This is a genomic window from Bradyrhizobium sp. UFLA06-06 (assembly GCF_054820065.1).
Map to the genome: position 1 here is coordinate 155187 of NZ_JADFUD010000013.1, position 11608 is coordinate 166794.

Sequence of the window (11608 nt, forward strand, 5' to 3'; positions counted from 1 at the left end):
CTCTCGGTGCGCAGACTTTTCTGGGTCCCGTCCGGCTGCTGCTGACAGCATGTTGGCAGCAGGTGGGGGCTATATCAGGACAACACCTCAAGTGAAGGGAATTTGTCCATGACGAATCTTGACGAACTCGGTTTCCGGCAGGCGCAAGGCTTTGCGCTGGAACAGCTGGTCACGGTCTACTCCACCTCCGGCGACCTGCGCTGGGCCCTGGTCGCGCTGATCGCACAGTCGATCAGCACGGTTTGGTCCTACGGGCGGGCACGGCTGGTCAAGCGCGTTCGCGAGGCGGTTCGCCGCCTCGCGCCCGTCGGCCCGTTCGACAGTGAATGCCACTACTGCTGACACCATGCTGGCAGCAGGGGACGGCTAGCCTCAATTCACGACCACAGGCGATCGGGAGCTTCATATGATTACGCTTTTTGGCTTTGGCACGGGCTTCGGCTTGCCGGAAATCAGCCCCTTCGTGACCAAAACCGAGGTCCAGCTCAAGATGGCCGGGCTCGACTATCGCAAGGAGAAGGCGATGCCGCCGGCCTCTCCCAAGGGCCAGCTGCCGTTCATCGCCGACGACGGCGAGACGATCGCCGATTCGACCTTCATCCGCGCCCATATTGAGGGCAAATACGCTTTCGATTTCGACGCGCCGCTCAGCCTGCAGGCGCGCGCCCAGGCCTGGGCCTTCGAGCGCATGATCGAGCATCACGTCTACTGGGCGCTGGTCGGCGCGCGCTGGGTCGACGACATCAATTTCGCCAAGGGGCCCGCGCATTTCTTCGACGGCGCGCCCGACCATATGCGCGACAAGATGCGCGAGGACGCCCAGTTCCGCGTTGCCGAGAATTATCTGCTGAGCGGGCTCGGCCGCCACGGGCCGGACGAAGACGTCGATCTCGCGATCCGCTCGCTGTTCGCGCTGTCGGTGCAACTCGGCGACAAGCCGTATCTGATGGGCGATGCGCCGTGCGGCACCGATGCCACCGCGTTCGGCGCGCTGGCGGGAATCCTCACCCCGTTCTTCGATTCGCCGCTGCGCGAGCGCACCGAGAAGTTCGACAATCTCACCGCCTATGTCGGCCGGATGATGCGGCAATATTATCCGGAATTCAGCTGGGCGCCGCTGCAGCAGCAGGCGGCCTAAGCCGGCGCCACAGCAGCGGGCTCGCCCTTCAATGCGGCGAGCTCCGCCTCGAGCTCGGCGATGCGCTGGTCGCGCGAGGCCAGCGCTGCCGCCACATCGGCCGAGTCGAACTTCTGCGGAATGTGCTGCGGGCAGTTGGTGTCCCACGCTGTGACCTTGAACAGGATCACCTGCTCGGGCCGCGCGCGGTATCCCTGCGGCATCAGCGCGCGCGTCAGCGCCGGATCGTCCTCCACCACCTTCGCCTCGCCCCACAGCTTGACGCGGCGGCGGTGCGCATAATCCATCACGAAGATATACGCCCTGGCATTCTCCGACAGATTGCCCTGGGTGATGAACTGCCGGTTGCCGCTGTAATCGGCGAACGCGATGGTGTGCTTGTCGAGCACATTGATAAAGCCCTTCGGCCCGCCGCGATGCTGGATGTAGGGCTGGCCGTCGGCCGACGCGGTCGCGAGATAGAAGCTGTTCACCTCGCCGAGGAAGCCGGCGAGGTTCTCGTCGATCTCGCTGCGCCAGCCGCCATGTGCCTCGACCTCGGCGTAGGTGGCGCGCGAGCCCTTGCGGGTCTGGATCGCCTTCACCGCCGGACTGAATGCGACGTCGCTCGCATAGCTGTGACCATCTGACATCGGAGCCTCCCGTGACGGGCGCCTGAAGCGGTTGTCCTCGACGCCTAAAATGGACATTCCCGGATCGTAAGCAATCTTGTGCATTGACACTTCACTGTTGCCGATTATGCAATAGTGCTATGGACCGGATCGACGCCATGCAGGCCTTCGTCGCGGTGGCGGACCTTGAGGGTTTCGCCCCCGCCGCCCGCAAGCTCGGGCTGTCGCCGTCCGCCATCACGCGGCTGATCGCGGCGCTGGAGGAGCGGCTCGGCGCGCGGCTGCTGCAGCGGACCACGCGGCAGGTGACGTTGACCGACGCCGGCTCGCGCTATCTGGAGCGGGCGCGCCGGATCCTCGCCGATGTCGAGGAAGCTGAGGACGCGGTCGAGAGCGAGCGCACCCGCCCCGAGGGCCGCCTCGTGATCTCGGCGCCGTTCGGCTTCGGGCGGCTGCATGTCAGCCCGGTGGTGAGCGCTTACCTGAAGCGCTATCCCGATGTCGGCGTCGACCTGCGGCTGTCGGATCGCAGGATCAATCTGGTCGAGGACGGCGTCGACCTCGCGGTCAGGATCGGGCACCTGCCGGATTCGACGCTCGTGGCGCGGCATGTCGGCCGGATGCGCCGCATCGTGGTGGCGTCCGCCGGCTATCTCAAGCTTCGCGGCAGGCCGAAGCGGCCGGCGGACCTCACCGCCCATGACACGATCCAGTTCGGCGCCATGACCGCGACGCCGGATTGGCGCTTCATGGAGGATGGCCGCGAAATCCGCATTACTCCTACGCCGCGCTTCACCAGCAACAGTTCGGACGCCGCGATCCAGTATGCCGAGCAGGACGGCGGACTGACGAGGGTGATGGCCTACCAGGCCGCCGAATCGCTGAAGGCGCGACGGCTCCAAATCGTGCTCGCCGAGTTCGAGCAGCCGGCGGTGCCGATCCACGTCGTCTATCCGACGACGCGGCTGTTGTCGGCCAAGGTGCGGACCTTCATCGATCTCGTGACCGAGATCACCGACTGGTACTTCGATTAGCTCACCGGCGGCTTCTTCGGCACCACGCGGAAGGTGCCGTTGGCGCGTGCGATGGTCACGCCGTCGGCCTTGATCAGGCTCTGCGCGAAGCAGATCGTGCTGCCGGTCTTGATCACGTCGCTCTCGATTGCGAGCCATTGTCCGACATTGGCGGAGCCTACGAAATCGACCGCGAGCGAGATCGTCACGAACGAGGTGGTCCAGCCGGTCGCCTGGCCGCAGCTATAGCCCATCGCGTTGTCGGCAAGCGCGGCGATCAGGCCGCCATGGATCAGGCCGCGGCCGTTGGTGTGCGGCCTCGCCAGCCGCAGGCCGATGATGACGGCCCGCTCGGTCTTCTTCTGGTAAAGCGGCTCCCAGGGCTCGGTGAGCGGGCTCTTGCGGAACAGCGGCTCGAAGCCTTGAGGGACGTCCTGGGGAGTATCGGGGACGACTTGCGTATCGGTGCTCATCTGAAAGCTCGCATATGACGTTGGGTTGACGCCATTGAACGCGATGTCGATGACGGTTTCACCGCCTACAAAGTTTTAAACGGGATTTGCGCAGGTGTTTGAATGTAGCGCGGGCCTGTCGCCACATCTCCTGCTGTCATCGCACGGCTTGACCGGGCGATCCAGTATTCCAGAGACCGCACGGCATGAATCGAGAAGCCGCGGCGTACTGGATACCCCGCATGCGCGGGGTATGACGGCTGAGTGTGTAACGGAGAGGTTGCTCGACGAAAGAAACAGCGAGCTCGCCTAGAACGGCAGCCCCACATAGTTCTCCGACAGCGAGGTCGAGGCCGCCTTCGAGCTGACGAGGTAGTCGAGCTCGGCGATCTGGATGCGCGCGGCGAATTCGCCCTCGTCGGGGAATTTGTGCAGCATCGAGGTCATCCACCAGGAGAAGCGCACCGCCTTCCAGACCCGCGCCAGCGCGCGTCCCGAATAGCCATCGATGCCAGCGGAGGACTTCTCGTCGTAATATTCGCGCAGCGCCTGCGACAGATAATGCACGTCGCTGGCGGCAAGGTTGAGGCCCTTGGCGCCGGTCGGCGGCACGATGTGCGAGGCGTCGCCGGCCAGGAACATGCGACCGAACCGCATCGGTTCGGCGACGAAGCTGCGCAGCGGCGCGATGCTCTTTTCGATCGAGGGGCCGGTGACGATCTCGTCGGCGGCCTTCTGGTCGAGGCGCCGCTTCAATTCGTCCCAGAACCGATCGTCCGACCATTGGTCGACATGATCGTCGAGCGGGCACTGCACGTAATAGCGGCTGCGGTGGGACGAGCGCATCGTGCACAGCGCAAAGCCGCGCTCGTGGTTGTTGTAGATCAGCTCCGGCGAGACCGGCGGCGTCTCCGAGAGGATGCCGAGCCAGCCGAACGGATACACCCGCTCGTAGCTGGTGATCGCCGAAGCCGGCACGCTGGCGCGGCTGATGCCGTGGAAGCCGTCGCAGCCGGCGATGAAATCGCAGGCGATTTCGTGGGTGACGCCGTCCTTGACGTAGCTGACGCGCGGATGATCGGTGTCGAAATCGAGCGGCTTGACGTCGGCCGCCGAGTAGATCGAGGCCAGGCCGGCGGCCTTGCGGGCATTCATCAGGTCGAGCGTGACCTCGGTCTGGCCGTAGATGGTCACGGTCTTGCCGGTCGAGCCATGCAGGTCGATACGGTGCCGCGCGCCGCCGAACGCCAGCTCGAGACCGTGATGGACCAGGCCCTCCTGGTGCAGCCGGGCAGCGGCGCCGACGCTCTCAAGCAGCGACACGGTGCCTTCCTCGAGCAGCCCGGCGCGAATCCGCCCCAGCACATAGTCGGGGGTCTGTCGCTCAAGAATGATGTTGTCTACGCCGAAAGTATGAAGTAGTTGCCCAAGCAACAGTCCGGCCGGACCTGCGCCAATGATTGCTACTTTTGTCCGCAATACCTTGTCCTCCCGATCGGATAGGCTTTTAGCCGGCGCCCGCGCCGCGGCGCGCGCCGTCAACTTGCCAAGGCAACTATATCATATAACGGTTTTGGCAAGGCGGATTTGCGAGGGACGCACGTTCACCGCAGCGCAAGATGCGGCGGGACGGGACCGGCGGAGGGTGCGACGAGGCGTCCGCCCGGCGGATTTCGTCTTGAATATCCGTCTGAATTAGATAACATGTTAAGTAATGAGACCGGGCAGCAAGCCCGCCTGGAGAGGAGGAGACGTGATGAGGAAAACAGTGTTGGCGGTGCTGATGGCCGCCGCCATCGTGCCGGCCGCGGGACCCGCGATGGCGCAGGACAAGACCGTCAATCTCAAAGTGTCGCTATGGGTGCCGCCGGCGCATCCGCTGGTGCCGGCGACGCAGGCCTGGGCCGCCGACATCGAGAAGGCATCGGGCGGCACCATCAAGGTCACCGTGTTTCCGTCCGAGCAGCTCGGCAAGGCGTTCGACCATTACGACATGGCGCGCGACGGCATCGCCGACGTCACCTATGTCAATCCCGGCTATCAGCCCGGCCGTTTCCCGATCGCGGCCGCCGGCCAGCTTCCGTTCACCTTCTCCGACGGCAAGAAGGGCACGCTGGCGCTGAACGAGTGGTATCACAAATATGCGCCGACCGAGATGAAGGACACCAAGCTGTGCTTCGCCTTCATCCACGATCCCGGCGCGCTGCACGGTAAGAAGAAGATCGTGCTGCCGAGCGATCTCTCCGGCGTCAAGGTCCGGCCTGCGCAGAGCACCATCGGCGAGATGGTCAAGATGTTCGGCGGCACCAATGTGCAGGCCTCCGCGCCGGAATCGCGCGACGCGATCGAGCGCGGCGTGGCCGACGAGATCACCTTCCCCTGGGGCTCGATCTTCCTGTTCGGCATCGACAAGGTGGTGAAGTACCATATGGACGTGCCGCTCTATTCGACGGTGTTCACCTACAACATGAACCTCGCCAAATATAATTCGATGTCGGCTGCCCAGAAGAAGGTGATCGACGATCACTGCACGCCGGAATGGGCCTCCAAGGTCACCGACCCCTGGACCGATTTCGAAGCCAATGGCCGCACCAAGATGAAGGCGCTGGAAGGCCACGAGGTCTATCCGCTGACATCGGATCAACTCGCCGAGTGGAAGAAGGCGGTCAAGCCGCTGCGCGACAGCTGGGCCGAGGCGGTGAAGAAGGCCGGCGGCGATGCGGCAAAGATCGACGCCGATCTGCAGGCCACGCTGAAGAAGTACGAGGCGGGGATCTAGCCGACTTCGTCATTCCGGGGCGCGCGTCAGCGCGAACCCAGAATCTCGCGCCACAATCCCCGGATTCCGGGTTCGCTCGCGTGGCGAGCGCCCCGGAATGACGGTTCCTGACAGCGATAGTCCGACATCATGGCTGCCAACTCCGAAGTCTCCCCAGACGGCGCGATCACCGGCCCACCCGAGCCGGCGCGCAAGAATTTCATGGACCGCTTCATCGATTCGATCGAATGGGTGGCGGCCTTCTTCGTCGGCGTCGTCGCGCTCAACACCTTCACTGCGGTGTTCATGCGAAAATTCTTCGCGGTGACCATCCCCGACTACTACAATTTCGGCCAGTTTCTGCTCGGCATCCTGATCTTCTGGGGCATTGCGGCGACCAGCTATCGCGGCACCCACATCACCGTGGATCTGGTCTGGGCCAACGCCTCGCTGCGCCACCAGCGCTGGATCGACATCTTCGCGACGCTGGTGCTGCTGTTCGTGGTGAGCGTGCAGACCTACACGCTGGTCGACAAGGTGATCGACACCAGGAACAGCCATATCGTCACCATGGATCTCGGCGTTCCGGTCTGGCCGTTCTTCCTGGTGTCGTGGATCGGCGATGTCTCCGCGGTGCTGCTGATCGCGATCCGCACCTACCGCCTGATCTTCCATCCGGAAGATATCCATGATGCCAAGATCAAGACCGCGGAGTAGACGGCCATGAGTCTCGACCTCAGTCCCGAGACCGTCGCCGTCATCGGCTTTGTCAGCCTGTTCGTGCTGATGCTGCTCCGTGTCCCCGTCGGCATGGCGATGGGCCTCGTCGGCATCACCGGCTTCGGCTATCTCACCGGCTTCGCGCCGGCGCTCAAGCTGGTCGGCCAGACCACGATGCGCACGGTGACGGATTATTCCTTCGGCGTGATCCCGATGTTCCTGTTGATGGGCGCCTTCGTGTCGGTCTCGGGCATCAGCCGCGAGCTGTTCCGCGCCGCCAACACCTTTGTCGGCCATTGGAAGGGCGGGCTCGGCATCGCGACGATCGCCGCCTGCGGCGGCTTTGCCGCGATCTCGGGCTCGTCGGTCGCGACCGCCGCGACCTTCTCGGCCGTCGCCTATCCCGAGATGCGCCGCTTCGGCTATCCGCAGTCATTCGCCGCCGGCGTGATCGCGGTCGGCGGCACGCTCGGGGCGATGCTGCCGCCGTCCACCGTGCTCGCGGTCTACGGCATCATCACCCAGCAGGATATCGGCAAGCTGTTTATCGCGGGCGTGGTGCCGGGCCTGCTCGCGATCCTGATGCACATGATTACGATCGGCATCATCGGCGTGACGCGGCCCGGCTTCCTGCCGGCGGGAAAGAAAGCGTCATGGCACGAACGCTTGGTCGCGCTGCGCGACGTCTGGTCGCCGCTGCTGCTGTTCCTGTTCGTGATCGGCGGGCTCTATGGCGGCTTCTTTGTTCCGACCGAAGCCGGCGCGGTCGGCGCGGTGGGCGCCTTCATCATCGGTATCCTCCGTGGCAAGCTGACGAGGGAAGGCATTCTGCAATCGCTGCTGCAGGCGACGCGCACCGCGGCCGCTGTGTTCACGGTGCTGATCGGCGCGCTCTGCTTCGGCTATTTCCTCACCATCACCCAGACGCCGCAGCACGTCACCGAATTGCTCACCGGGCTCGGCATCGGCCCCTATGGCGTGCTGGCGCTGATCCTGCTGATGTATCTGGTACTCGGCTGCCTGATGGACGCGATGGCGATGGTGATCCTCACCGTGCCGATCGTGTTTCCGGTGGTGACCGCGCTCGGCTTCGATCCGATCTGGTTCGGCATCATCATCGTCATGACGGTCGAGCTCGGCCTGATCCATCCGCCGGTCGGCATGAACGTGTTCGTGATCAAGAGCGTGATCAAGGACGTCAACATGTCGACGATCTTTGTCGGCGTGCTGCCGTTCGTGATCACCGATTTGATCCGGCTGGTGATCCTGATCCTGTTCCCGCTGCTTGCGACCTGGCTGCCGCAGCGCATGATTGGTTAGGCCTATGAATCCCGAGCTTGAGACCAAATACGTCTTCACCATCACTGCGCGGATCGCGGAGGTAACGTCCGCCGGCGACATCGGTATCGGCGTCCGCCGCATCATTCCGATCATCGGCGGCGAGGTGAGGGGCGAGAAGGTCAACGGCAAGGTGCTTTCGTTCGGTGCGGACTTCCAGATCATCCGGCCCAATGAGCTGATCGAGCTGGAGGCGAAATACGCGTTCGAGACCGACGACGGCGCCGTCGTCTATGTCGAGAACAAGGGCATCCGCTTCGGGCCGGTCGAGTTGTTGCAGAAACTGAAGCGCGGCGAGGTCGTCGACCCGAAGCTGATCTATTTCCGCACCGTGCCGAAATTCGAAACCGGCGCCGAAAACTACCGCTGGCTGATGCAGCACATCTTCATAGGCTCCGCCGCCCGCCACGCCGACCGCGTCGTGATCGACGTGCATCAGGTGCTTTAGCTTCGCACGCTTGCCGTCTCACCTGCCGGGATCCGCCAACATTCGGTGTCGTCCCAGCGAAAGCAGGGACCCATAATCCGCGGCCTGTATCGTGAACGAGACTCGTCGTTCCGCCGTCGCGCAGCAATAATCATTGGTGGTTATGGGTCCCTGCTTTCGCAGGGACGACGGGTGGTGGGGGAGTTGCGCGTATCAACTCCATCACCGTCACCCTGAGGAGGCTGCACAGCGGCCGTCTCGAAGGGTCGACGGCCACCAGCCGGGCCGTGCATCCTTCGAGGCCCGCTTGCGCGTGCACCTCAGGATGACGGAATCGACAGTGGTGCGCGCCCATATTGACTCTCCCGCTAATCGTTATAGAACATAACTATTCTGAACAGGAAACAATAACGCCATGGGAAACGCTGCCGGCGGGGGAGACGCCTCGCTGCTCAGGATCGAGACGCGGGGGGCGGTGCTGACGGTCGGGCTGAACCGTCCCGCCAAGCGCAACGCGCTCAATGACGGCATCATCCTGGCGCTGCGGGACTGCTTCTCCGCGATACCGGATGCGGTCGGCGCCGTCGTCATTCATGGTGTCGGCGACCACTTCTCGTCCGGCCTCGACCTCTCCGAACTGACCGAGCGCGACGCCACCGAGGGTCTGGTGCATTCCCAGATGTGGCACCGCGTGTTCGACCGCATCCAGTATTGCCGCGTGCCTGTCATCGCCGCACTGAAGGGCGCCGTGATCGGCGGCGGGCTGGAGCTGGCCTGCGCCGCGCATATCCGGGTCGCCGAGCCGTCGGCCTATTTCGCGTTGCCCGAGGGCCAGCGCGGCATCTTCGTCGGCGGCGGCGGATCGGTGCGGCTGCCGCGCCTGATCGGCGTGCCGCGGATGGCCGACATGATGCTGACCGGCCGGGTCTATTCGGCGACCGAGGGCGCCGCCTACGGCTTCTCGCAATACCTCACCGAGGCGGACGGCGCGCTGCCGAAGGCGCTGGAGCTTGCCGAGCGCGTCGCCGCCAATGCGCCGCTGACCAACTTCGCCGTGCTGCAGGCGCTGCCGATGATCGCCGAGGCCAATCCGCAGACCGGCCTCTTGATGGAATCGCTGATGGCGACGGTGGCGCAGAGCGACAAGGAAGCCAAGAAACGCATCCGCGCGTTCCTGGATCGCAAGACCGCCAAGGTGAAGCCGACATGAGCGCCGCGCCGTCTGCAACCGCCAGCACCGCGCATCCGCTGCGCCCGATCTCGTTCGGCAATCCCGACGTCACCGTCGAGCGCCGCGACGACGGCACGATCTATCTTCGCCCCAAGCTCAGCCTCGCGGATTTTCCGGTTCGCCTCACCGATCGCCTGCATCACTGGGCAGAGGCCGAGCCGAACCGCGTGTTCATGGCCGAACGTGCCGCCGGCGGCGGCTGGCGGCAGATCACCTACGCGCAATTGCTCGAGGCTATCAGGCGCATTGCGTCCGCGTTGATCGCGCGCGGGCTGTCGGCCGAGCGGCCGATCGTGATCCTGTCGGGCAATTCGATCGATCATGCCTTGATGGCACTCGGCGCGCTCTATGCCGGCGTTCCGTTCTGCCCGGTGTCGCCGGCCTATTCGCTGGTGTCGCGCGACTACGGCAAGCTCAGCTTCGTCATCAAGCTTCTGACGCCCGGCCTCATCTTCGTCGACGACGCCGACAAGTTTGCCGATGCGCTGCGTGCCAATGTCGGATCCGATGTCGAGATCGCCGCGAGCCGCGGCACCGTACCCGGCCGTGAGGTGACGCGCCTCGCCGCTCTCTTGGCAACGCCGGAAGACCCGCGCCTCGATGCGACCCATGCGGCAATCGGTCCGGACACGATCGCGAAATTCCTGCTGACGTCGGGGTCGACCGGCAATCCCAAGGCCGTCATCAACACCCAGCGCATGATCTGCGCCAACCAGGTGATGCTGCGCGAGACGCTGGCGTTCCTCAAGGACGAGCCGCCGGTCATCGTCGACTGGCTGCCGTGGAATCACACCTTCGGCGGCAATCACAATGTCGGGCTGACGCTCTACAACGGCGGCTCGATGTATCTCGATGAGGGCAAGCCGATGCCCGGCGGCATCGAGGAGACCGTGCGCAACCTGCGCGAGATCTCGCCGACGGTCTATTTCAACGTGCCCAAGGGCTATGAATCGCTGCTGCCCTATCTGCGCGACGACGCCGGTCTGCGGGCAAAATTCTTCGACCGGCTACATGCGATGTTCTTCTCGGGCGCCGCGCTGTCGCCGTTCATCTGGAACAGCCTCGATGCGCTCGCCGTGCAGGAGAAGGGCTATCGCGTGCCCATGCTGACCGGGCTCGGCGCCACCGAGACCTCGCCGTTCTTCATGTCGGTGCGCCCCGATACCAGCCGCTCCGGCCATGTCGGGCTTCCGGTGTCGGGCAATGATGCGAAGCTCGTTCCGAACAACGGCAAACTCGAGGTCCGCGCCAAAGGCCCGAACGTGACCCCCGGCTACTGGCGGCAGCCCGAGCTGACCGCCAAGGCGTTCGACGAGGAAGGCTTTTACAAATTTGGCGACGCGCTGAAGCCCGCTAACGCGAGCGATCTCGATGCCGGTTTCGATTTCGACGGCCGCATCGCCGAGGATTTCAAGTTGGCGAGCGGCACCTGGGTCAGCGTCGGCCCGTTGCGGGCGCGCTTCGTTGGCACCTGCGCGCCGCTGGTGCGCGACGTCGTGATCGCGGGGCTCAATCGCGACGAGCTTGCCGCAATCGTGATCCTCGATCTCGACGGCTGTCGCCTGATCAATCCGGCGCTGGTCGCCAATGACGTCGCGGCCGCGGCCAATGATCCGCTGGTGCGCGCTGCCTTTCGCGAACGCTTCGCGCGTGTTCTCGCCGGCGCCACCGGCTCGTCGAACCGGATCGCGCGCGCGATCCTGCTCGACACGCCGCTGTCGATCGATCGCGGCGAGGTCACCGACAAGGGCTCGATCAACCAGCGCGCGGTGCTGGAGCATCGCACGGACATCATCGAAGCGCTTTATGCGCCGGTGCCGCCGGCATCGGTGATCACGTCAGTCTAAAGCGTGATGGCATTAAGTTCGATAGCCTGAATTTTTGAGGTAGTTGGCACATTCCTCGGAGGTGAAGGCGTCG

Annotated in this window: 12 protein-coding genes; 9 read left to right on the plus strand and 3 right to left on the minus strand. The window is 64.4% G+C overall.

The features are described from left to right. Nucleotides 1–108 precede the first annotated feature (108 nt). Together IF803_RS14345 and IF803_RS14350 are read left to right on the plus strand one after the other, a co-directional pair. Nucleotides 109–342, plus strand: a complete 234-nt coding sequence (locus IF803_RS14345; RefSeq protein ID WP_028336548.1) for a hypothetical protein — start codon at nucleotides 109–111, stop codon at nucleotides 340–342. Between the two features lie 64 nt (nucleotides 343–406). Beyond that, nucleotides 407–1138, plus strand: coding sequence for a glutathione S-transferase family protein (locus IF803_RS14350; protein ID WP_461192563.1), 732 nt, complete (start codon nucleotides 407–409; stop codon nucleotides 1136–1138). Here IF803_RS14350 and IF803_RS14355 read toward each other — a convergent pair. Next, complete coding sequence (locus IF803_RS14355; protein ID WP_461192564.1) at nucleotides 1135–1770, minus strand: pyridoxamine 5'-phosphate oxidase family protein; 636 nt, start codon at nucleotides 1768–1770, stop codon at nucleotides 1135–1137. The genes IF803_RS14350 and IF803_RS14355 overlap by 4 nt on opposite strands. A 119-nt stretch (nucleotides 1771–1889) precedes the next feature. Between IF803_RS14355 and IF803_RS14360 the strand changes: the two genes are divergently transcribed. Beyond that, nucleotides 1890–2783 carry a LysR family transcriptional regulator gene (locus IF803_RS14360; protein ID WP_016847476.1) on the plus strand — a complete coding sequence of 298 codons (894 nt, stop codon included), beginning with the start codon at nucleotides 1890–1892 and terminating at the stop codon, nucleotides 2781–2783. Here the strand turns inward: IF803_RS14360 and IF803_RS14365 are convergent. Next, nucleotides 2780–3235, minus strand: a complete 456-nt coding sequence (locus IF803_RS14365) for a PaaI family thioesterase (RefSeq protein ID WP_461192565.1) — start codon at nucleotides 3233–3235, stop codon at nucleotides 2780–2782. The two genes, IF803_RS14360 and IF803_RS14365, sit on opposite strands and share 4 nt — an antisense overlap. A 288-nt stretch (nucleotides 3236–3523) precedes the next feature. Next, entirely contained in the window at nucleotides 3524–4693 is a 1170-nt protein-coding gene (pobA, locus tag IF803_RS14370; protein ID WP_461192566.1) for a 4-hydroxybenzoate 3-monooxygenase, read from the minus strand. Nucleotides 4694–4970: 277 nt separating this feature from the next. On the opposite strand from pobA, the gene IF803_RS14375 reads away from it, so the two are divergent. The 6 genes from IF803_RS14375 to IF803_RS14400 all read left to right on the plus strand — a co-directional run bounded on the left by IF803_RS14375 (nucleotide 4971) and on the right by IF803_RS14400 (nucleotide 11535). Continuing rightward, entirely contained in the window at nucleotides 4971–5993 is a 1023-nt protein-coding gene (locus tag IF803_RS14375) for a TRAP transporter substrate-binding protein (protein WP_461192567.1), read from the plus strand. A 129-nt stretch (nucleotides 5994–6122) separates the two neighbouring features. Continuing rightward, a complete protein-coding gene (locus IF803_RS14380; protein ID WP_461192568.1) occupies nucleotides 6123–6689 on the plus strand; it encodes a TRAP transporter small permease in 567 nt (188 codons plus the stop codon). A 6-nt stretch (nucleotides 6690–6695) separates the two neighbouring features. Continuing rightward, nucleotides 6696–8012 (plus strand): TRAP transporter large permease, encoded by a 1317-nt coding sequence (locus IF803_RS14385; RefSeq protein ID WP_461192569.1) that lies wholly within the window; start codon nucleotides 6696–6698, stop codon nucleotides 8010–8012. Between the two features lie 4 nt (nucleotides 8013–8016). Beyond that, nucleotides 8017–8478 carry a DUF3237 domain-containing protein gene (locus IF803_RS14390; RefSeq protein ID WP_461192570.1) on the plus strand — a complete coding sequence of 154 codons (462 nt, stop codon included), beginning with the start codon at nucleotides 8017–8019 and terminating at the stop codon, nucleotides 8476–8478. 394 nt (nucleotides 8479–8872) lie between these two features. Next, nucleotides 8873–9667: a crotonase/enoyl-CoA hydratase family protein gene (locus IF803_RS14395; RefSeq protein WP_461192571.1), complete on the plus strand. Its 795-nt coding sequence runs from the start codon at nucleotides 8873–8875 to the stop codon at nucleotides 9665–9667. Then, nucleotides 9664–11535: a feruloyl-CoA synthase gene (locus IF803_RS14400; RefSeq protein ID WP_461192572.1), complete on the plus strand. Its 1872-nt coding sequence runs from the start codon at nucleotides 9664–9666 to the stop codon at nucleotides 11533–11535. The genes IF803_RS14395 and IF803_RS14400 overlap by 4 nt, the downstream gene beginning before the upstream one ends. The last annotated feature ends 73 nt before the right edge of the window (nucleotides 11536–11608 follow it).

Bases quoted from the DNA above. Each gene is read 5' to 3' on its own strand.
- IF803_RS14345 (WP_028336548.1), top strand. From the start codon at position 109: ATGACGAATCTTGACGAACTCGGTTTCCGGCAGGCGCAAGGCTTTGCG.
- IF803_RS14350 (WP_461192563.1), top strand. From the start codon at position 407: ATGATTACGCTTTTTGGCTTTGGCACGGGCTTCGGCTTGCCGGAAATC.
- IF803_RS14355 (WP_461192564.1), bottom strand. From the start codon at position 1,770: ATGTCAGATGGTCACAGCTATGCGAGCGACGTCGCATTCAGTCCGGCG.
- IF803_RS14360 (WP_016847476.1), top strand. From the start codon at position 1,890: ATGGACCGGATCGACGCCATGCAGGCCTTCGTCGCGGTGGCGGACCTT.
- IF803_RS14365 (WP_461192565.1), bottom strand. From the start codon at position 3,235: ATGAGCACCGATACGCAAGTCGTCCCCGATACTCCCCAGGACGTCCCT.
- IF803_RS14375 (WP_461192567.1), top strand. From the start codon at position 4,971: ATGAGGAAAACAGTGTTGGCGGTGCTGATGGCCGCCGCCATCGTGCCG.
- IF803_RS14380 (WP_461192568.1), top strand. From the start codon at position 6,123: ATGGCTGCCAACTCCGAAGTCTCCCCAGACGGCGCGATCACCGGCCCA.
- IF803_RS14385 (WP_461192569.1), top strand. From the start codon at position 6,696: ATGAGTCTCGACCTCAGTCCCGAGACCGTCGCCGTCATCGGCTTTGTC.
- IF803_RS14390 (WP_461192570.1), top strand. From the start codon at position 8,017: ATGAATCCCGAGCTTGAGACCAAATACGTCTTCACCATCACTGCGCGG.
- IF803_RS14395 (WP_461192571.1), top strand. From the start codon at position 8,873: ATGGGAAACGCTGCCGGCGGGGGAGACGCCTCGCTGCTCAGGATCGAG.
- IF803_RS14400 (WP_461192572.1), top strand. From the start codon at position 9,664: ATGAGCGCCGCGCCGTCTGCAACCGCCAGCACCGCGCATCCGCTGCGC.